This window comes from Halorubrum sp. SP9 (assembly GCF_005435015.1).
Classification (GTDB): domain Archaea; phylum Halobacteriota; class Halobacteria; order Halobacteriales; family Haloferacaceae; genus Halorubrum; species Halorubrum sodomense.
In genome coordinates, this window is record NZ_SGXU01000005.1 from 1 (window position 1) to 20110 (window position 20110).

Sequence of the window (20110 nt, forward strand, 5' to 3'; positions counted from 1 at the left end):
GGAGTGAGCGATCCTCTGGGAACCACGAGTCGCCGCCTGCCCACTCATACGGGAGTGATCTCCCACCCGAGCCCACGGACCGCACGTCCGTGGGCTGTTTTCATACACAGAGCAACCGCACCCGACCGCTAGGCTTAAACGCTCGACAGCGGTAGGTGCGATTGGCGCCAAGGTGGCAGAGTCCGGTCAGACGCAGCGGCCTGCAGAGCCGCCCAACGCCGGTTCAAATCCGGCCCTTGGCTTTCAATTTTCTTCGGGACTCGGCAGTCGTGATCGGTCCCATGAACTGACCCGCTTAGTAACCGTTAAACACTGGGTGACCCATGCGTGAACCATGCAACGACGCGCTGTGGCCGTGTTCGTCGCGCTGTTCCTCGCCATCGCGGGTGTGGCGGGCGCGCTGACCGCGACGGCCGATAGTCCGGAGATAGCGCTCGAGAACCCGGAGATCGATGTCTCTCAAGGAGATTCGATCGAAGTTGGGGGAGAGTCGTACACGGTAACCGATATCTCGGAGACGCAGGAAGGCGGCGGCGGGCACGGCGGTGCGGCGACGACGGTGATTTCGGGGACACTCGAACGCGAGTACACCGCCGAGATGTCCGAGACGTGGGCGAACGGGTCGACGGTCGCCGTGGGCGACCGCAACTGGCGCGTCGAGATCCCCGGGGGGAACGCCACCGAGTTCACCCTCGTTGAGGTGCTCGACCGGCAGGCGATCCTCGAAGCCGACGACGCGGCCGAGAATCAGACGGTGACCCTCGACGACGGCGAGTACGTCGCGGTGACTGACGGTTCCGGTGAGCGGACGCTGGTGCCCGTCGACGAGTACTTCCGCGAGCCCGAGGAACGCTCGTACGCGACGGGCGAGACGCTCGAATACAACGGACAGACGGTCACCGTCGACGAGGTGACGGCCGACGGCGCCGTTCTCGTGTGGCAGGCGACCCAGACGGAGACGATCGACGTCGCTCAGGAGTCGGTCGTGACGCTCGGCGACACGGACTACATCGCGCACTTCCCCGACGCGTCGACGCTTCGGATGTCGACGGACATCGAGGCGTACGAGGCGCAAGTCGCCGAGATGGATCGGTTCAACCAGTACAACAGCGGTCTTTCACGCGTACTCGTCCTCTCGCTGCTGTCCTCGGTACTGCTCGCGGGGATGGCGTTTATCCCGTCGCGGTACTGATTTCCGGTCGGCCCGGGTCGTTGTTCGGGTTAATTTCCTGAAATTTCACCGACTGCGACCGCTGGACGAGGACCGGAAGCGCGCGATCCGGTGGTTCGTCGGCTGCTGGCGCGCGGGGCACGGCGACGAAGCGTGCCGAACGCTCGCGCCGATAACATCGGTGTCAGCCGGTCACGGTCCTGTCCCTCTCGATTTTATACGGCTCGGTCGCCTTCGGATCGGTATGAGCGACGAGAATCGGGCTCCGGTCACGTCGGAGCTTCCGGACGCACCGTTCCACACCAGCGGGACCGACCACATTACGGTTTGGGGGAGCAACGAGGAGGACACGCTCGCCTTTTACCGCGACCTGCTCGGGATGCCGCTCGTGTTGCGGCAGCCGAACCTCGACGACCCCTCGCAGACGCACCTCTTCTTCGACACCGGCGACGGCCGGATACTCACGGTGTTCGTGAGCGACGAGCGGGCGTCCGCTCGCGGCCAGCGCGTCAACACGGGGGCGGTCCACCACCTGTGTTTCAGCGTCGAACCCGACGAGTACGAGGAGATCATGGCGGCCCTCGAGGAGGCCGGGAAGGGGTACAACGTGTTCGACCGGGGTATCTTCCACTCGATTTACACTCAGGACAACAACGGGCTCGTCATCGAGCTGTCGGCCGACAAGTACGAGATTCCCGACGACCGTAAGGGCGAAGTGCTCGCGACCGCGCAGCGCCTCCGCGAGGAGGACGGCGCCGACTTCGCCCAAGACCGCCACATGGAGGGGGCCCTCGAGGAGCTCGGACTCCCCGTGAACAAACACGACCTGCCGGACGCCGACGCCGGCGTGGGGGTCTGAGATGGCCGACCGCTCTCCGGGACCGCACGCGGGGGACGACCCCCACGGCGACGAACCGCTGGTCACGGCCGGAACGTCGCTCGACGACGCGGACGCGGCGCTCGTGCTCGTCCACGGCCGCGGCGCGACCGCTCGCAGCGTCGTCGACCTGGGCGAGCAGTTGGTCGGCGACCGCGAGGTCGCGATCCTCGCACCCGCGGCGGCCGGCAACACCTGGTACCCGAACTCTTTCCTCGCCCCGGTCGCGGACAACGAGCCCGGTCGGAGCTCCGGGCTCCGGGCGGTCGGATCGGCGGTCGATCGCGCGGTCGACGCCGGGATCGCCCGCGACGGCGTCCTCGTCGGCGGCTTCTCGCAGGGTGCGTGTCTCGCGAGCGAGTTCGTCGCCCGCAACCCGACCCGCTACGGCGGGCTCGCCGTCTTCAGCGGCGGCCTGATCGGTGAGACGGTCGACGTCGACGACTACCTCGCGGGCGCGGTCGAATCCGGCGAGGGCGGGCCGGCGGACGGCGACGAGGGCCCGCTCGCCGGCACGCCCGCGTTCGTCGGCTGTAGCGACGTCGACCCGCACATTCCCGAGGAGCGAGTCCACGAGACGACAGCGGTGTTGGAGGCGCTCGGCGCCGACGTGGACGAGCGGATCTACGAGGGGATGGGCCACGGGATCAACGAAGACGAGGTCGCGGCGGTGTCGGAGCTGGTCGCGTCGCTGTCGTAGGCTCTCCTTCCGCGGTTCGGCTGTCCGCCCACCGAGGCCGTCACGGCGCTACGGCAATCGACAGGCCCAGCGCCGCCAGCGCCCCGACGAACAGCGCACCCCCGAGCGCCGTCAGCGCGGCCGAGATGCCCCCCGTCACCGTCGCGAGCGACGCCGGGAGGCCGACGGCGAGGACGAAAAGCGTCACCGCGACGATCCCCGTCGCCATCGGGTCGACGCGCCGGACACGAGACCGGAGCCCTGAGACGGTCTCTCGCCGGGCGGCGCCGCGAGCGGTGTCGCCGTCGCTTCGGCCTCGCTCCGTGCGGGTACTGCCCGCGTCCGCACCGTTGCCCTCGACCGGTCCCGGCCGTCGACCGGTGACGATCCGCCAGCGGCCGTTCTCGCTGCGCGCGCGGGCGAACTCCCCGGCGACGAGGTCGGCAGCGGCCGGGGGATAGCCGAGCCCGCGGACCAGCGCGAGGAAGTCGCTCTCGTCGTATCGCCCCGCGGTCGGCCACCGGTACCGGTCGTGTCGCCGCTCGCCGGTCGGGAGGGCGTACGCGACCAGGACGACATCGCCGTCGCGTTCCCAGTCGATCAGCTGAACCCGGACGGTGCCGTCCCCGACGGCGTGCCGGTCTAACAGGTACAGCTCCGTCGCGTCGTCGAGGGCCGCGGGGTCGCGGTCCGCGAAGGCGAGCGGCGTCCCTTCCGGGAGGGTCTCCGCGCGTTCGGTCTCGCGCTCGCCTCCCTCCGTCTCCGGAGCGTCCATGCCCGAGGTTGTCGCTCCACGGCTATAAGTGTCGGTCCGGACCGCCGAGGCGGCCGAATCCGTCGGCGGTTTCGCGCCTCACGCCAGCCAGTCGTCGGGCTTGGTGTCGTAGTCGACCTCGTCGGCGGCGATGCGCTCTTCGATCGCCTTGTTGAGGTCGTGTTCGGTCACCTCGCCGCCGTCGTACTGGAACCGCACGCCGACCTCGGTGCCCTCGGGCTCCTCGCCGCGGCGCTTCGCGCGCCGGACGGCTCCGTCGTCGTACTCGACGCGGATCGTCGCCAGGTTCACCGGCCGGCCCCACAGCTCGAAGACGCGCTTCAGCGTCGCCGTTGCGCGCTCTTCGTCGAGCGCGACCCCGTTGTACCGGTGGCCTAAGAGCAGCTCGCCCCGGTTCCGGAAGTTCCCGTCCAGCACGACGATCGTCGGCTTCCCGAAGTTCGTGAACCGGAGGAGCAGCTTCTTCCGCACGTCGTCGGCGTCGACGCTGGCGACGCGGTGCTCCTCGGCGGCTCGGCTGTACTCGTAGGTGAAGTAGTTCCCCTCCCGGACGAACTCGTCGGTGAGGAACGCGTCGACGAACGTCACGTCGTTGTGGCTCTCGCGCACCTCGAACATGCGCTCCCAGCCGGCCGCGCGGTCGACGTCGTCGATCGCCGCCGCGACCGTCTCGTACCGGTCGACGTCGAACAGGTACCGCGCCTGCTCTTCGAGCGCCTCCCGGGAGACGTTCCGGAGCGCGCCGCGGTGCTCCGGCCGCGAGAGGACGTAGTGGCGTTCGGCGAGCCCCTCGCGCGTGAGCAGCTTCCACGGGTACCGCTCGACGTCGATCTCGTCCCCACCGTCGCTCGGGGCGTCGCCGCCGGACTCGTTCCGGACGGACAGCGCCCGGTCGACCGCCTCGGCGTCGACGCGCGGATCGCCCGCGGCGGCGAGGTCGGCGAGCTCGTCGAGCGTCGCCGGCCCGGCGCCCGCGATCGCCGGGTCCGGTTCGAGCAGGTCCGCGACCTCGTCGAGGTCGACCCGCGAGTGGAAGTTCTCCGGCGTCACCCCCTCGACGCGGAGCAGCTTGTCGAGCACCTCCCGGCGCGCCGCCCGCAGCTCCACGTGCGTCCACAGCTCGAAGCCGAGCTTGTAGGGGTTGAGTCCGGACGAGCCGAGCACCCGCGACATGTGGTCGGCGTACGTGAGGAACTCGTCGGGGCCGGCGAACCCCTCGCCGCCCATCATGATCGACTCCCAGTAGGTCGCCCACCCCTCGTTCATCACCTTCGTCTGCTTCTGCCCGGCGAAGTAGTACGCCTCCTCGCGGATCGCGTCGATGACGGTCGTCTCCCACGGCTCGCGGTCGACCGCCTTCCCGCTCTCCGGGTCGTACCGCTTCCCGTGATCGCGTAGGAACGCGAGCACGTCCGGGCGCGGTTCCTCCGGCTCGATCCCCTCGCCCCTCAATTCGAGCCACTCGTCGTCGAACACGTCGCGGCGCACCTCCTCGGAGAGGTCGAGGTCGTCGATCCGCGCTTCGATCGCCGCGAGCGGGTCCTCGTCGCCGTCGCTCACGTCCGCGGCGACCCCCGGCTCCTCGACCGACCGGGCGGCGTCGACCGGGCTGTGCTGGTCGATCGTGTCCTCTAACGCGGTCACGGCGTCGATCAGGCGCTCCACCTCGTCGCGATCGACCTCGGCCCGCCTCGCGATCGCCGCGATCCGGTCGGCGTTGCGCTCCAGTCGCGCCGCCGCGTTCGGGCCGTCCTCCCCGCGGTCGGCGTACAGCCCGAACCACTCGTTGTTCGCGAAGAAGTCCGCGTGCGCCTCGACGTGAGTGATGACGGCCTTCTGGTCGGCGGCCGAGTTCGACTCCTGGAGGAACGCGTGCGCCGGGTCGTCGTTGTTGACGATCTCGAACGCCTTCCCGAGCCCGTGGCGGTCCAACTTCGACTGCCGCTCGTAGTTCATCCCCCACCGCCAGTGCGGGTAGCGCCGCTGGAACCCGCCGTAGGCGATCAGCTCGTTCATCTGGTCGTGGTCGACCACCCAGTACCGCACGGGGTACGGCTCCAGCCCGAGCCGCTCCGCGAGCTCGCGGGCCTCGCGGGCCGGCTCGTCGAGCGCCTCCGCCTCGCGTTTCGCCTCGATCCGGTCGTCCCTCATCGGCTCCCACCTCCGTCGGTCCGGCGGGCGGCCCCGCCGGCGTCCGCCCCCTCGGCCGACTCGGTACTGAGTATCTCGTAGATGGCGTCCGTGACGTCGTCCGGCTCGGTGACGCGCGCGACCGCCACGTCGTCGGCGTCGCCGAACGCCTCCTCGACCTCGTCGGCGTGGCGGGCGTTCGCCGCGCCGTCGCCGGGCTGGGTCTCGACGTACGCCTGGAGGTTGGCGTCGATAGACTCCATCGTCGGGATCACGTTGTTCGTCGTGTCGCTGCCGGCGTTCTCGGAGTCGCCCGCGGCGAACACGTACCGGTTCCACTCCGAGTACGGGTACTCCTCGAGGATCTCCTCGGCGAGGTCGTACGCGCTGGAGATACGGGTGCCCCCGCCCGACTGGACCCCGAAGAACTCCTCGCGGTCGACCTCCCACGCCTCCGCGTCGTGGACGACGTACCGGAACTCGGCGGCGTCGTACTTCCCGGTCAGGTACCAGTCCATCGGGGTGAACACGCGCTCGACGAGCTCGCGTTTCGTCTCGCGCATCGAGCCGGAGGCGTCGCGGACGTTGATCACGACGACGTTGCGCTCGCGCTTCTCGATCACCTCCGGGTGGCGGAACCGCTCGTCCTCCCGGCGGAACGGGACGCTGTCGAGCCCCTCCCGGCGGATACGGTGGGTGACGGGCTCGCGGTCGAGTTCGGCGTCGAGCGCGTCGAAGCTCTCCCAGCGGTCGAGCGCCGCGACCGGCTCGCCCCGCTCGTCTTCGAGGGTCGCGGCCGCGTCGGCGATCCACGCCCGCGAGACGGGGATCCCCTTCCCGCGCGCCCACGCGAAGACGTCGTCGACGTCGGTGCCGTCGACGAACAGCCCCTCCCGGACGTACGCCTCGTCGAAGTCGGTCGCGAGGTGGCGCTTCAGCCCGCGCTTGAAGAACTCGTCGACGTCGAGGGTGCCCCGCGGCCCCGCGCGGGCGGTGTCGGTGAAGTCGCCCTCCACCTCCTCGACGACCCGCTTCCCCTTCGGTTCGAGGTCGAGCCCGAGCGCCTCGTCGAGCTCGCGGGCGAACTCCTCGGGGTCCATCTCGTAGTACTCGTGGTCGCCGCCCTCCTCGCCCGGGTCGCCCGCTTCGTCGCCGTCGTCCGGTTCGGGCTCGACCGGCTGACCGGGCTGCGGCTGCCCGTCGCCGCCCTGCCCCACCCCGCCGGCGGCGCGCTGGTCGTACTCGAACGCGGGGAGGTCGACGACCTTGATCGGGATCCGGATCCGCTCGGCGTCGGAGCCGCCGAGGTCGCCGCGGCTGATGAACTCCGCGAGGTCCTCGCGGCGGCTCTCGCCCACCTCGCGGAACCGCTCGCGGTCCTCGGTCAGTCCCACGGGTCACCACCCCCGTTCCGGTCGGCGCCGCCGTTCGGTCCCTCGTCGCCGGCGCGGCCGGCGTCGACATCGGGCCACTCCTCGCGTACGTCCTCCATCACGGCGCGGCTCGTCAGCTCCGCGGACGCGCGGCTGTACCCGCGCTCGCACAGGCGGGCTATCGTCTCCGCCTTCACCCGTTCCGTCTCGGTGTCGGCTGGCGGGTCGGGCCACGCGGCGGGGTCGAGGTCGGGGAACCGGCGCTTCACGTCGGCGAGGTCGTTCGCGTCGATCACCGCCTCCAGCTCGGGCACCTCCCCGAGGTCGACCTCGTCGACGCTGAACTCCTCGCCGCGGTTGCGCCACGCGTACCGCGTGAGCCCGCGGATCACCCGCTCGCGCCGGAAGCGCTCGACGTCGCGGGTCGGGTCGGTCCCGCGGTAGTCGCGCTCGTCGAACCGCCCGAGCGTCTCCGTCTCGAACACCTTCATCGCGAGCGGGTCCGGCGCCTCGTCTTCGCGGTCGCGCTCAGTCGGGTCGTCCTCGTCCCACGCGTACACGTGCTCGACGTACTCCGCGACCGTCTCCGTCGGGACGGTCTCCTCGGCCAGCACCGCGTCGATCACGTCCTCGCGCTGCCGCTCGCGGATCCGCTCCGCGACCGGTCCGCGCCGCCCCTCGAACTCCGCGGCCTCGGCCCGCGAGAAGAGGGGCGCGTCGGCCAGCCCGTCCGCCATCGCGTCGAGCACGTCGGTCGGGGTGACGACGCGCTCGACGGGGAGGTCGGGGTGGCTCCGGTCGGCGGTCGTCGCGAGCAGGTCGGCGACCGCGTCGCGGGCGTAGGTGACCGGGATCCCGTTGCGTCCGTCCCCCGCGGCGAGGTCGACGTCGTCGACGGTCACCGCGTCGTCGCCGCGCCGGACCTCGCCGGTCTCGTACAGCTCCGCGGTCTCGACCAGGTCGAGGTCGCCGGGGAGGTCGTCCCCGTCGAGCCGCGTGACGACCGCGTACAGCGCCGCGGCCCCGACCGCGTGCGGCGCGAGCTCGCGCTCGACGAGGCTCCCGTCGGACTCCCGGACCTCGATCGACAGCGGCGCGGCGCCCGGGCCCCGGGCGTCGTCGTCCGCGTCGCTCCCGCGGTCGCCGCCGGCTCCGTCGGCGTCCTCCTCGACCGCGGTGGCCCCGGCGATCTCCCGGCGGAGCAGCCGCGCCTCCAACCGGCGGTTCGTGAGGTAGCGGAACTCGTGTTTCGAGAGCCGGCGCTTCAGCGCCTTCAGCGGGTCGGCGTCGCCGCGCTCGGCGTGCCGGTCTAGCTCCGCGTCGAGGTCGGGGTTCGAGATGACGATCAGCTGGGTGTCCACGTCCATCCCGATCCCCTTGTCGAGCTTCACGCGCCGCTCGTCGGGGACGTTGAGCAGCCGCCGGAGCAGGTCGGCGTGTTGGCTCGCGTCCTCGACGACGGTGGCGACGCCGTTCCCCTGCGAGAGCACGCCGTCGTAGCTGAACGCCTGCGGGTTCTTCCGGCCGCGCGAGTCGAGCTCGCGGAGCATGCCGCCCATCCACGAGCCGACGAGCCGCTCCTTCGGCGTCCCGTCGTCCTCGGCGTGGAGGACGCCGATCCCCTGGCCGACGTCGACCACGTAACTCGTCACCCGGAGGTGGTTCCGGTCGGTGATCGCCGAGAAGAGGTCGCGGCGCCCGCGCTCGCGGTAGGCCGACTCCAGGTGGTCGTACGCCTCGCGGCTGAACGGGTCGAGCTCCACGTCGGCGGCGATCGGGTACGCGTCGCCGTCGACCGCGTCGGCGATCGACTCCCGGACCGCCTCGGGGAACACCGACAGCGGATGCGACTGGACCGGGCTGCGGTACCACTCTCCGGCGTCGCCGCCGTCGCCGTACGAGAGCGACGCCGGCGCGGCGCCGCCCCCGCCGACGCCGCCCCCGGCGCCCGCGACGTTCCACTCGACGGTGTACCGCCGGCCGGCGTCGGTCTTCGAGAACGCCCGGAGGCCGTTGACCAGGCACCGCTTGAACTCCGACTTCCCGGTCGCGGTCGGCCCGTCGATCCACACTATCGTTTCGTCGCCGCCCCGCCCGGTCGCGGCCGCGCGCAGGTCGTCGACGAACGCGTTGAGCGCGCGGGTGTTGCCGAGGACGGCGTGTTCGCCGTCGTTCGCCGGGTCGTCGAAGAAGCGGTACCGGTCGAGCGTCTCGCCCCGCTCGCGGACCTCGCGGGTCCCGAACGACTCGACGGCGGCGAGGACGTACCCCGCGCCGGAGGCGGCCGCGGTCGGGTGCTCTAACACGCGATCGACGTAGGCGGCGAGGCTCATCGGCGGGTCGTACGCCCCCCTGAGCGCCTCGTCGGCCGCGTCGAGGAACCCCTCACCGTCGGATCGGGTGCGGTCGTTCATCTCAGTCCTCGCCGTCCTCTATCTCCGAGCGCGCGACCGCCGCGCCCGCGTACTCCAACACCTCGGCGGCGCCGTCCTCGGAGTAGCCGCGGTCGACCAACGCCGAGACCCACGCGCTCCGGTCCTCGTCGTCGAGGTCGGTCGCGGACACCAGCGCCGAGAAGTTGATGTTGTGTTTCTTGTCCTCCCAGAGCTTTCGCTCCAGGGCGCGCCGGAGCCGGTCGTTCTCCTGGGGGTCGAAGCCGCGTCCCTCGCGGGCGCGCCGCGAGATCCAGTTCGACACCTCCTGTCGGAAGTCGTCCTTGCGGTCGGAGGGGATGTCGAGCTGCTCTTCGACCGCGCGCAGGAACGTCTCGTCCGGCTCGGTCTCTCTCCCGGTCAGCTCGTCGTCGACGGTGTCGTCGTCGATGTACGCCATCACGTGGTCCATGTACTTCTCGCCCTGTCGGCGGAGCTCGTCCACGTCGTACGCCAACGCGTGGCGCACGTCCTCGATGGCGCGCTCGCGGTACTCCTCGCGGACGCGGTCGAGGAGGCGCTCGTAGCGGTCGAGGTCCTCGGCGGCGATCGATCCGTGGCCTCCGAGGTTCGCCTCGAAGTGATCGAAGACGGACAACGGCGAGAGGTACCCCCGCTCGCGGTGGGTGGCGTCCATGATCGCCTCGGCTATCTCGTCGCCGACGAACCGCGCGGAGATGCCGTCCATCCCCTCGCCGACGTCGGCGGACTCGGCGGCGTCCTCGCGGAGCTTCCGTCGGTCGATCTCCTCGTCTTCCAGCTCGCCGTTGTACGCCTTCGCCTTCTCCACGAGCGTCACCGTCTCGTCGGTCGGCTCCTCTAAGCGAGTGAGCACGCCGAAGAGGCCCGCCATCTCCAGGGCGTGCGGCTCGACGTGGACGTTCGGTACGTCCGCGTTCGCGAGCATCTTCTCGTAGATCTTCGCCTCCGCCTCGTACTCCAACACGTACGGGTAGTCGATCCGCTTGGTGCGGTCGTTGAACGCCTCCATCTTCTCGTCGCCGGTCTTCTCGCGATACTCCGGCATGTTCGTCCGCCCGACGATCACCTGGTCGATGTCGATCCGCGGGTTGTTCTTCGGCTTGATCGTCGACTCCTGGGAGGCGTGGAGGAAGTCGTAGAGGAACTCCCGCTGGAGCTTCAACAGCTCCTCGCCGGAGAAGAGGCCGCGGTTCGCGTTGCAGAACGCGCCGGCGTAGTCGAACGCCCGCGGGTCGGACTCGCCGTAGACGGCGAGCTTCGCGTAGTTGACGTCGCCGGTGAGCTCGGTCTCGTCCTGGTTCTTCTTGTCCTTCGGCTCGAACGTCTCGATGCACTCGCGGCGGTTCTCGTCTGCGATGAGCCGGACGACCTCGACGTGCTCGTCGAGCACGCGCTCCAAGTCGTCGTCGTAGTGCGCGAGCAGCTCGTTCAGGTAGAACTCCGATGCCGGGTCGGGGTGCTGGTCGTTCCGGAGCGTGTAGGGGGCGTCGAGCCGCTCGTTGAGGTCGTCGATCACCGCCTGCCGCTGCGGCTTCGGGAGGAGGACGAGCGGGTCCTGGCTCATCGGCGAGCGGACGGCGTCGTCGTCCGGGTCCTGGTCGTCGATCACCGAACAGAGGTCGACCCAGCGGAAGGTGTACATCCGGCCGGCGTCCTCGCGGGTGTACGCCTCGAAGTAGCGGCGCACGAGCCAGTCGAAGTGCGACTTGCCGGAGCCGACCGGACCGAGCAGGAGCTTGATCCGCTTCTCGGGGCCGAGCCCGCGGGCCCCGGACTTCACCTTGTTGACGAACTCGTGGATCGCCTCGTGGACCTCGCGGCCGTAGAAGACGTTCTCGCCGTCGTGGAGCGGGTCCTCCGCGGCGAGCGCGTACTCGACGACGCCGCGCTCCTCGTCGTAGTGGGTCCCGTAGTGGTCGAACATGTCCGCGACGCGCTGGTGCGCGTTCCGCGCGATCTCGGGGTCGTCGTACAGCGCGTCGAGGTACCAGTCGAACGAGCGCGCCGCTCTGAGGTCGTCGGGGACCGCCGTCCGGTACTCCTCGCTGAGCCGTTCGAGCGTGTGTCGGTCTGCCATCGTATCACGTTCGCTCGGAGGGGGTGGCGACGTCGCCGGCGCCCGTCGCGACGGTCGGAGCCGCCGCTCTCCGTGCGCGTGTCAACAGCTCGTCGAGCCGCGAGCGGCGCATCGTCGGAGTGCGCGTCGGTGCCTGTGGTCGCCTCGCCCGTATCCGAGGCTATATATGTGCCGGGGATTGCCACGGATAAGCGTGTCGCCAGTTGACACGCGTCACGGACGGGCGGCGCCGTCGCCCTCACCGGATCCGCCCGGTTCGCTGACGGTCCGTCGGCCGGTCTTATGACTGCCCCGTGAGATCCACGGCGCGGGGCGGCCCGCGACCCCCGCGGATCGCTCGCGCGCGCCGACCGCGGTGCGCGCCGTCGGGGCCGTACATCGCCCGGACGGCGCGCCGTCCGGTCTCCCCGTCGGAGAACCGGAAAGCTCGCCCCCGGAACCCACCCTTTTGCCCGACGCCCGCCCAGTGCGCGTGTGACGTTCAGCATCTGCGTTCGCGAGCGGTACACCGACGAGGGCGGCGACGACCAGATCCGGTTCGGCGTTGCGGTGACCACTCGACTGCCGGGCGTCGGGACGCTCTGTCCGTTCGCCTCCTCGGACGGCGCGGTGGCGACCCAGTCGCTCGTCAACGTCGAGTTGGGGCGGAAGGGGATCGAGTATCTCGACGACGGCCTCGCGGTCGAGGATGCCCTGGAGGCCCTGTTGAACGCCGACGAGGGGAGCGCCCAGCGCCAGCTTCACGGCGTCGACGCCGACGGGACGTTCGCCTTCTCCGGCGACGAGTGCAACGACTGGTACGGCCACCGGGAGGGACAGAACTACACCGTCGCGGGCAACCTCCTGACGGGCGAGGACGTGATCGCAGACACCGCGGCCGCCTACGAGTCCGACGCCCACGGCGACGCGCCGCTCGCCGAGCGGCTGATCGACGCGCTCGCGGCCGGGCACGCGGCGGGCGGCGACAAGCGCGAGGACCTCGAGGTCCAGTCCGCGGCGCTGCTCGTGCGGAACACCGAGGAGGAGGCCGACGACCCGTACTACGACGACCTCCGGGTCGACGCGAGCGAGACGCCGGTGGCCGACCTCCGCGAGACGTACGAGACCGCGAAGCGCGGCTACGAGACGATTTTGGAGAAGTACGCGGAGGAGGAAGACGAGGCGGAGACCGACGACGAGGCGGACGACACCGACGCCGACGCCGGCGACGCGGGAGCGAGCGACGGCGAGTAGCGTTCCCTCGCTACACCGACAGCCGCGCGAGGATCGGCAGGTGGTCGGACGGGTACCGGCCGCGGTCGTCCCGGTCCGCGAGGGTCGCGAACGCCTCGACCGACACCCCGGGCGAGACCAGGGCGTGATCGATCCGCCGGTCGTCGATGAGGCGGGCGAAGTCGGTGAGGCTCGTCCCCGGGCCGTGTCGGAGGTCGGCGGCGGCCGCGGCGTCGCGGAGCGAGAGGCCGTCGTCGGCAGTCGGGTTTCCGGGAGCGTCGTCGTCGTCGGCTCCGGAGTCGTCGCCGACGAGGATTCGGTGCGGATCCGACCCCGGCGTACAGTTGAGGTCGCCCACGAGGACGATCGGGGTCGACCCGTCGGCCTCGTCGTTTCCGGCGGTCGCCGCTCCCGGAATCCGATCGCGAAGCAGCCGGGCGGACTCGCGTCGCGCGCGGGCGCTCACGTGGTCGAAGTGCGTGTTGACGACGCGGAGCGCGGCGTCGCCGTCGACGGCGCGCACCCGGGCCCACGTCGCGATCCGGGGGTAGGCGGCGTCCCAGCCGGTCGAGGGCTCGTCGGGCGTCTCGGAGAGCCAGAACGTGTCGCCCTCGACGACCTCCCAGCGCTCGCTCCGGACCGCCATCGGGCACCCCTCGCCCTCGCCGCCGGCCTCGCGGCCGCGTCCGACGAACTCGTACGCCGGGAGCCGCTCGCGGAGGTCGTCGCGCTGCTCGGGGAGCGGCTCCTGGAACGCGGCGACGTCGGGGCGGTGGAACCGGACGAGCCGCCCGACGGCGTCCCGGCGGTCGTGCCAGGCGTCGTGGTGGTCGCCGCGGTTGGCGTAGCGGACGTTGTAGCTTAACACCCGGATCCCGGTCATTACGTCGGAAATCGCGGGCGAGGCGATTAAAAGACGCGGAGCGATCGCGCGTTCGCTCGCGTCGTGGTCGGTGGGTCTGATACCGATCATTTATAAGCGGGTGCGTGCGGATCGGCAGCGAACACCGCCGAAGCCCCAGTTGGGAGGCGATACGTGACCAATACCGTTCCCGAGAACCGCCCCTTCGAGTCCCGCCCCGCACGGCACCTCACGCCTCCCCAGCCTCGTCGCTCCCTTCGGTCGCGACTCCCTCGCGCGTGCTGTCTCGCGGCCTTCGCTTCGCTCCGGCCGCTCGCAGGCACGCAGGGAGGCGCGACGCGCCTCTTACAGCCGGCGGCAGAGCCGCCGGCGACGCCACCGCAGTTCTATTTACAAATAGCGTCGTCGCCGGCACCGCTCGCGCTCACACCGAGAACTCGTAGAGGTCGTCGCCGACGTGGTGAATCGAATCGACGACCTTCCCGCTGTCGCCGGCCATCTCGTCGCCGTCGACCAGCGCGCGACCGACGGCCAGCACCTTGTCGTGCGTCTCCTCGGCGACGACGACCAGCTCGCCCTCGCGGATCTCCGGATCGGCCTCGACGATACCGGGACGCATCACGTCGGCCCCGTCCGAGACGAACGAGATTGCGCCCGCGTCGACGGTGACGACGCCCGCCTCCGGGTCGAAGTCGTTCGCGCCGCGCACCGTGAGAAACGGCTCGTCGTCGTCGACGTAGAAGACGGCGGGGTCGCCGTCGACCAAGACGAGCTCGTAGCCGGCGTCGACGAACTCCACGAACTCGAAGGTGTCCCCGTCGATGTCGACCCCGAGGTGGTCGGCGACCGCCTCGCGGATCGCCGTGATCTCGTCGCTCCGGAGGTGGTGCCGGGATTTCACTTCCATGCCCGTCCCGTCGACCGCTCGGCCGATAAATGGACCGCTCCGCGGCGTCCGTCCGCCGGCCCCCGCCGTCCGGGCTCCCACGCGGTTGGACCGATCAAAACGGCCTTATGCCACCTCTCCATATCGGTTCGTATGCTCAACCCGCTCATTGCGAACGTCGCGAACCCGCCCGCGATCGTTCTCGGGGCGATTGCGACGCTGCTCATCGTCCTCGTCACCTCGGTGAAGGGAACTGGCTGGGAACCCACGACCGACATTTCAGAGGACGTGCTCGAACACCGAGCGTCCGCCGTTCCGGAGACCGAGTTCCCCGAACCGGGCAACCGCGCGGTCGGCGGCGGCGGCGGGGGCGGCGGCGCCATCCCGGCCGGCGGTGCCGAGGGCGAGGAGGGCGAGCTCGAAGAGGGCGGCACCGCCGGCTCCGGCCCGGGCGACATCCCCGAAGACGAGGTGGAGTACTTCGAGGTCGAGTTCGTCAAGCAGGGCGAGACGGTCGAGCTCTCGAACGACCAGCCCATCCTCGAACAGGGCGAAGACGAGGGGTGGGACCTCCCGTACGCCTGCCGCCAGGGCCAGTGCGTCTCCTGTGCCGGTCAGATCACGGACGGGCCGAGCGAGGACTTCGTCGAGCACGACAACCAGCAGATGCTCGAGGAGGCCGAGATCGACGACGGCTACACGCTCACCTGCGTCGCCTACCCGCGCGACTCCTTCAGCATCGAGACCGGCGAGGCGCCGTAGTCCTCCCGCTTTCGCCGCCTCGTCTCGTTTTCCCGTCGCGTTCGCTCGCGACACCCTTTTTCGCGTCTCGCTCCAACCGCTCGTATGTCCGTCACCACGGCGCTCGTCGCCGGCGGCGGGGGCGTCGCCGTCGCGCTGATCGCCGCGGCCGTCTACCGCGACGCGGTCCGCGTCGGCGTCGACCTCGGCTCCCCGGCGACCTGGGCCGCGCTCGTCGTCCTCACCGGCGGCGCGAGCCTCGTCACGCTGGTCCTCGTCCCCGACGCGCCGCTGCCCGGCGTCCTCGTGTTGACCGCGCTCGGCCCGCTGCTGTACCTGCTCGAACGCGACGACTCGATGAACGGCGACGACGCGGCCGACCCGACCCGGCTCCCGAGCCAGTCCGGCGACTCCGCCGACCGGAGCGACGAGCCGGAGCGGTAGTCGCTCGACGACGGCGACGGAGCCGCGGCCCTCGCGGGCTCGTTCCGTCTCATCGACGATGACACAGTTCCTTTCGATCTGTTTTACCGCTCCTAAACCGCAACTTTCCATACCGTCGGCGACGAAGGACGGGCAATGAGCGACGAGAGCGACGAGAGCCTCGCGGACCGGGTCGAGCGGTGGATGGTCGGACAGATGCCGATCATCCAGATGCACGGCGGCACGAGCGTCGTGCGCGAGGCGGACCCCGAGACCGGCGAGGTCGTCGTCGAACTCGGCGGCACCTGCTCCGGGTGCGGCATCTCGAACATCACCGCCGACAACATCCGCCGCGACCTCATCATGGACTTCGAGGAGGTCGACAACGTCACCGTGCGAACCGCCTCCTCCGGTGACAACGGCGCCTCCACCGTCGAGGGCGGCCGCGGCGGCGAGCTGAAACACGAGACCGAGTCCGCGAACCACTTCTGAATCGGGCGGGCCGGAGGGCGTCCGTCGCTTCTCTTCTCTCTACAGCGGCGTGAACGGCAGCGACGCGAGCGAGTTCGGCCCGTAGTCGAGCGCGTCGGACTGCGAGACGCCCTCGGGCGTGATCATGTCGATCACGCGTGGTGCGTTGTCGGCCGCGCCCTCCTTGGCGCCGCCGAAGACGAACTCACCGGGCTCGCCGACCTGTACGTCGCGGAACGAGCCGAAGCTCTCCGAGCCGACAACCGGAAGAACCTCCCAGTCGGAGATGTCGGTGCCCCCGACCGACTCCTTCGGCACCGAGAGAACGGCGAGGTTCGTATCCAGTTCGACGAACGTTTCCGGCGATCCGAGGTTGGTCCCGCTCGCGTTGACAACTCCCCCGCCGAAGCCGCTTGCTCTAACGCGGTACTGCCACGGCTCGGCGAACTCGGCGGTGACGTTCAGGTCGCCGATTTCGGTCGTACGCCCGGTGTCGGTTTCCGGGTCGCGTAGATAGACCACGAAGTAGTGCGGGGAGAACTCCCCGCCGAACGCATCGTACAGGCTCTCCACCTCGAACGCGAACCGCCAGCTGTCGTCCGTCTCGAAGACCGTGAACGTACGCAGGTCGAACGCCCCCTCCTCCTCCCGGAACGCGCCATTCGTCGGGTATGTGTACCCTCCGGGACCGTTGTCATCACCCTGCGGGTCGGTAAACTCGGAGACAGATTCTCCGATGACACCCGTGACAGTCGCCGAGGCGAGCTTTCGACCGGTGTCGGGTTCGCGGACGACGACGTCGAAGTCATCGCGCCGAGTGATCCGGAAGCCGAGGTCGACGGTCTCGTTCGTCGCGTTCGGCGGGAGCCGAACGTTGTCGACCGCTGCGAACTCGCCGTCCACGAAGATCTCGACGGTCGTCCCGCCGACGAAGCCGGCGTCGTTGGAACCGGTTGCCGAAATAAACGATTCGCCGAGGGCCGCCCGCTCGTCGATCGTTACTGAGAACTCCTGCTCCGGCCGTTCGTACTCCGGCAAGCGATTGATCTCGCGGCCCCGCGCCGGCCGGAGTTTGACCGCGGTCCCGCCGCTCGGCGCGAGCGACGCGAGTAGCGTCGTGCTCGGCGTGACGACCGCCTCGTCGATGCGGACGCCGGTCGGGTCGCGGTCGACACCGGTGCCGACCGCGTCCGAGTAGATCTCAGCGACGTACTTCGGGCCGTTTCGGCCGTTGCCGCGGCCCTTTCCGTTTCCACGGCCGTTGCCGCGGCCCTTGCCCCGCCCCTTTCCGCGTCCGGGCGCGTCGCCGGAGTTCCCGGGTGCGTTCCCCGAGTTGCCGGGCGCGAGGAAGTCGAGCGACACGTCGACCGCGCGGCCGTCGCCGTTCGTCATGGCGCCGACGTACCACTCGTCGCCGTGCCGGCGGGCGATCGCGAGGTAGTCGCCGATCGCGGCGCCGACCACGCGCGTCTCGTCCCAGCCGGCCGCCGGGACCGACTCGATGAAGGCGAACTCGGGCTCGGCGTCGAAGTTCTCGCTGTCGGGCTCGTACCCCTCGTACTCGGCCGGGACCGGCGACGGCTCGCCGGACTCGGTGACGGCGACGGTGTTGAGGTTGAAGCCGCCGACGTCGCCGGTGAAGCCGCTCTCGCCCTGCGCGTAGTCGAGCTCGATCGCGATTTCGTTGTCGCCCGCGTCGAGTTCGACCGGCGTCGTGAACACCTGCCAGTCGTCCCAGTAGTCGGTGAAGTCGGGCTCGATCATTCCGGTCTCGTCGTTGACGCGCAGCGTCGCCCGCGGCGTGCCGGCGTTTTTCACCCGCTGTGCGTTCTCCTCCGCGTCGCTCGCGTACCGGAGGTGGAGGTCGTACGTCCCGGCGCTCGGCACGTCCTCGACCGTGAACGACACCGACGACCCGCTCGGCGCGCGGTTGGGATCGACCGCGACGTAGTTGGTCCCGAACGCGTCGCGCCAGCTGTCGCTGGTGACCAGCCCGTCGAGCTCGCCGGCGGCGGCCTGGAGCGCCTCACCGACCGCGAACGTCTCGTCGACGTACCCCTCGATCCGGTCGGCCGCCATCTGGAGGCCGCTGAGGTACGTCGGGTACATCGCGAGCTGCTTCGCGCGCGTCGTCTGGATCTGGTCGCCGCGGTCGTCGTTGAAGGTGATGTCGAAGATCCCCGGCTGGAAGCTCACCGGGCCCGCGAGGTTTCGCGTGAACGGCAGCGTGACGTGGTGGTCGCGGCCGACGTTGGAGCCGAGCTGGCCGAACCCGTCGTACTCCTGCGCCTTCACCACCTCGCGGTTCGCCACGTTCGGGTAGGTGCGGATCTCGCCGGTCGGCTTGATCCCCTCGTGGATCTCTAAGAGCTGCCGGTCCGCCGCGGCGTTCCGGATCACCAGGCGATGGTGGTTCACCGCGAGTTGGTTGTGCTGGTTGTGGGTCGGCTCGGAGCCGTCACCGTCGATGCCGAGTCCCCGGTCGGAGACGTACCCGTTCTTGATCGAGTTGATCCCCTCGGCCTCGTACCCCGCGAACACGTCCTCGTCGAGGATCGCGGACTCGTACTGCGGGAGGTTCCCCGCGGTCTCGTTGTGGATCGTCATCTCGACGGGGTCCGGCAGCGACGCGCCGAAGTCGGTCACCTCGGGCACGTCGAAGTCGGGGTAGGAGTCGTCGACGCCGAACTCGAACCCGGAGCCGTCCCCGGGATAGGTGCTCCAGCCCTGGTTCCACCCCTCGACGAGCACGCTGTCGAGCCCGTTCTCGCTCGCGAACCGCATGTATCGCTTCATCCGCTCGGTCCGAGCGCCGTGGATGTAGGCCGCGGGGTTCCCGCCCCCGGCCGCCACCTCGTCGTCGGTCTTGTACTCCCAGTTCGCCTGGCCGGCGATCATCGTCCACCAGATGCCGACGTACTTGCGGGGCTCGATCCAGTCGGTGTCGGGCTCGCCACCGACCGTCGGCAGCGCGTCCTCGTCGAGCGAGTCGGAGAGCAGCGGCACGAGCTGCGACTCGATCAGTTCGCCCGGGCGCTCGACGACCTGGACCGTCCGCCACGGCGTCGCCGCCGGGAGTTCGAGGGAGGCCCTCGTGCCGTCCGGCAGCGGCGTGAGCTCGGTCGCGAACGCCGTCCCGCCGTCGTCGCTCCGCGGCGCCAGCGTCGCGGCCGCGTAGTCGTCGAGGTTCGCCTCGTGAACGCTCAGGTACGCGTCGCCCGCGTCCACGGTAAGCGGCGTGTGCGCCCCGCTGCGCATCTCGGTGCCGTTCGGCCGTCGCGGCTCGCTTCCGGCGGGAATCTCCGACAGCGGCGTCTCGGCGTACTCCTGTTCGAACCGCGGGTTCGTCACCGCGTTTCTGATCCACCAGGCGTCGTAGTCGTCCGCGAAGTCGACGCCGGTGTTCTCCGAGGCGACCACCGCCCGCTCCGAGTTGCTCGCGAACCCCTCTCCGAGGACCGTCCGGAACCCGATACCGTCGTCGAAGACGCGGAGCTGAAGGGTCGCGCTCCGGGACCCGTCCGCGCTGTCCGCCCCGGAGCCGCCGGATCCGCTCTCCGCGGCGTCCGCGAGACCGACGCTCAGGGCGTTGTACTCCGCCGACACCGACTCGTAGGCGCCCCACACCGGGTCCCACTCCTCGGTCGTCGACTCGCGCTCGGTGCCCGTGACGGCCACCGGACCGTCCGACCCCCCGGCGCTCGCGCCGAACGCCGCCTGATTTTTGAAGTCGAATCCGATCGTCGATGGCCCGACGTACGTCGTCCCGCCGCGCGCGACTTCGTAGGTCGGCACCCCGTCCCTGACGTCGACCGTGACCGCGATCGATCCGTCGGGCGACGCCACCGTCTGGACCGGGTCGTCCGCGTCGTTGGCTATCTGCGCGGCGTCGTCGGCCGCGACGCTCCCCGAGTACGCGGCCGCGGCCACCAGCGCCCCCACGCTTCCGAGGAACCCCCGTCGTGTCGTCTCGTTGAACGTCTGCTGTGATTGTTTCTCACGCATTCCGTCCCCACCGT

The 20110-nt window shown here is 70.2% G+C and carries 15 protein-coding genes and 1 tRNA gene; 8 read left to right on the forward strand and 8 right to left on the reverse strand.

Features of this window, described 5'->3' with window-relative positions:
• Window positions 1–166: 166 nt before the first annotated feature.
• The 4 genes from EXE45_RS04435 (at window position 167) to EXE45_RS04450 (ending at window position 2748) form a co-directional block, all read left to right on the forward strand.
• Window positions 167–242 (forward strand) — tRNA-Cys (locus EXE45_RS04435).
• Between the two features lie 107 nt (window positions 243–349).
• Entirely contained in the window at window positions 350–1192 is an 843-nt protein-coding gene (locus EXE45_RS04440; RefSeq protein ID WP_092921299.1) for a hypothetical protein, read from the forward strand.
• 223 nt (window positions 1193–1415) lie between these two features.
• The gene (locus EXE45_RS04445) at window positions 1416–2030 is read left to right on the forward strand and encodes a VOC family protein (protein WP_137693647.1); all 615 of its coding nucleotides are present in this window, start codon (window positions 1416–1418) and stop codon (window positions 2028–2030) included.
• A gap of 1 nt (window position 2031) precedes the next feature.
• Window positions 2032–2748, forward strand: a complete 717-nt coding sequence (locus EXE45_RS04450) for an alpha/beta hydrolase (RefSeq protein ID WP_137693648.1) — start codon at window positions 2032–2034, stop codon at window positions 2746–2748.
• Window positions 2749–2788: 40 nt separating this feature from the next.
• Here EXE45_RS04450 and EXE45_RS04455 read toward each other — a convergent pair whose 3' ends face one another.
• The 5 genes from EXE45_RS04455 to EXE45_RS04475 all read right to left on the reverse strand — a co-directional run bounded on the left by EXE45_RS04455 (window position 2789) and on the right by EXE45_RS04475 (window position 11496).
• Complete coding sequence (locus tag EXE45_RS04455; protein ID WP_092920506.1) at window positions 2789–3502, reverse strand: hypothetical protein; 714 nt, start codon at window positions 3500–3502, stop codon at window positions 2789–2791.
• Window positions 3503–3580: 78 nt separating this feature from the next.
• Window positions 3581–5653: a SpoVR family protein gene (locus EXE45_RS04460; RefSeq protein ID WP_137693649.1), complete on the reverse strand. Its 2073-nt coding sequence runs from the start codon at window positions 5651–5653 to the stop codon at window positions 3581–3583.
• On the reverse strand, window positions 5650–7026 hold the full coding sequence (locus EXE45_RS04465; RefSeq protein ID WP_137693650.1) for a DUF444 family protein: 1377 nt from the start codon (window positions 7024–7026) through the stop codon (window positions 5650–5652). The genes EXE45_RS04460 and EXE45_RS04465 overlap by 4 nt, the downstream gene beginning before the upstream one ends.
• Window positions 7017–9419 (reverse strand): kinase anchor protein, encoded by a 2403-nt coding sequence (locus EXE45_RS04470; protein WP_137693651.1) that lies wholly within the window; start codon window positions 9417–9419, stop codon window positions 7017–7019. The genes EXE45_RS04465 and EXE45_RS04470 overlap by 10 nt, the downstream gene beginning before the upstream one ends.
• Window position 9420: 1 nt before the next feature.
• Complete coding sequence (locus EXE45_RS04475; protein WP_092920510.1) at window positions 9421–11496, reverse strand: PrkA family serine protein kinase; 2076 nt, start codon at window positions 11494–11496, stop codon at window positions 9421–9423.
• Between the two features lie 474 nt (window positions 11497–11970).
• On the opposite strand from EXE45_RS04475, the gene EXE45_RS04480 reads away from it, so the two are divergent.
• A complete protein-coding gene (locus EXE45_RS04480) occupies window positions 11971–12729 on the forward strand; it encodes a DUF1028 domain-containing protein (RefSeq protein WP_137693652.1) in 759 nt (252 codons plus the stop codon).
• Window positions 12730–12739: 10 nt separating this feature from the next.
• Here the strand turns inward: EXE45_RS04480 and EXE45_RS04485 are convergent, their stop codons facing one another.
• Both EXE45_RS04485 and EXE45_RS04490 read right to left on the reverse strand, forming a co-directional pair.
• Window positions 12740–13591 (reverse strand): endonuclease/exonuclease/phosphatase family protein, encoded by an 852-nt coding sequence (locus tag EXE45_RS04485; RefSeq protein ID WP_137693653.1) that lies wholly within the window; start codon window positions 13589–13591, stop codon window positions 12740–12742.
• A gap of 403 nt (window positions 13592–13994) precedes the next feature.
• Window positions 13995–14477, reverse strand: a complete 483-nt coding sequence (locus EXE45_RS04490; protein WP_137693654.1) for an RNA-binding protein — start codon at window positions 14475–14477, stop codon at window positions 13995–13997.
• A gap of 132 nt (window positions 14478–14609) precedes the next feature.
• Here EXE45_RS04490 and EXE45_RS04495 point away from each other — a divergent pair, with 132 nt between their 5' ends.
• From EXE45_RS04495 to EXE45_RS04505, 3 genes are all read left to right on the forward strand, one after another.
• Window positions 14610–15218 carry a 2Fe-2S iron-sulfur cluster-binding protein gene (locus tag EXE45_RS04495; RefSeq protein WP_092920514.1) on the forward strand — a complete coding sequence of 203 codons (609 nt, stop codon included), beginning with the start codon at window positions 14610–14612 and terminating at the stop codon, window positions 15216–15218.
• Between the two features lie 84 nt (window positions 15219–15302).
• Window positions 15303–15641 (forward strand): hypothetical protein, encoded by a 339-nt coding sequence (locus EXE45_RS04500; protein ID WP_092920515.1) that lies wholly within the window; start codon window positions 15303–15305, stop codon window positions 15639–15641.
• Window positions 15642–15776: 135 nt separating this feature from the next.
• The gene (locus EXE45_RS04505; RefSeq protein ID WP_092920516.1) at window positions 15777–16112 is read left to right on the forward strand and encodes a NifU family protein; all 336 of its coding nucleotides are present in this window, start codon (window positions 15777–15779) and stop codon (window positions 16110–16112) included.
• A gap of 39 nt (window positions 16113–16151) precedes the next feature.
• On the opposite strand, the gene EXE45_RS04510 is transcribed toward EXE45_RS04505, so the two are convergent.
• A complete protein-coding gene (locus EXE45_RS04510) occupies window positions 16152–20033 on the reverse strand; it encodes a glycoside hydrolase family 97 catalytic domain-containing protein (protein ID WP_137693706.1) in 3882 nt (1293 codons plus the stop codon).
• Between the last annotated feature and the right edge of the window lie 77 nt (window positions 20034–20110).

Coding starts and splice junctions, on each gene's coding strand:
- EXE45_RS04445 (WP_137693647.1), top strand. CDS start 1,416: ATGAGCGACGAGAATCGGGCTCCGGTCACGTCGGAGCTTCCGGACGCA.
- EXE45_RS04450 (WP_137693648.1), top strand. CDS start 2,032: ATGGCCGACCGCTCTCCGGGACCGCACGCGGGGGACGACCCCCACGGC.
- EXE45_RS04455 (WP_092920506.1), bottom strand. CDS start 3,502: ATGGACGCTCCGGAGACGGAGGGAGGCGAGCGCGAGACCGAACGCGCG.
- EXE45_RS04460 (WP_137693649.1), bottom strand. CDS start 5,653: ATGAGGGACGACCGGATCGAGGCGAAACGCGAGGCGGAGGCGCTCGAC.
- EXE45_RS04470 (WP_137693651.1), bottom strand. CDS start 9,419: ATGAACGACCGCACCCGATCCGACGGTGAGGGGTTCCTCGACGCGGCC.
- EXE45_RS04475 (WP_092920510.1), bottom strand. CDS start 11,496: ATGGCAGACCGACACACGCTCGAACGGCTCAGCGAGGAGTACCGGACG.
- EXE45_RS04485 (WP_137693653.1), bottom strand. CDS start 13,591: ATGACCGGGATCCGGGTGTTAAGCTACAACGTCCGCTACGCCAACCGC.
- EXE45_RS04490 (WP_137693654.1), bottom strand. CDS start 14,477: ATGGAAGTGAAATCCCGGCACCACCTCCGGAGCGACGAGATCACGGCG.
- EXE45_RS04495 (WP_092920514.1), top strand. CDS start 14,610: ATGCTCAACCCGCTCATTGCGAACGTCGCGAACCCGCCCGCGATCGTT.
- EXE45_RS04500 (WP_092920515.1), top strand. CDS start 15,303: ATGTCCGTCACCACGGCGCTCGTCGCCGGCGGCGGGGGCGTCGCCGTC.
- EXE45_RS04505 (WP_092920516.1), top strand. CDS start 15,777: ATGAGCGACGAGAGCGACGAGAGCCTCGCGGACCGGGTCGAGCGGTGG.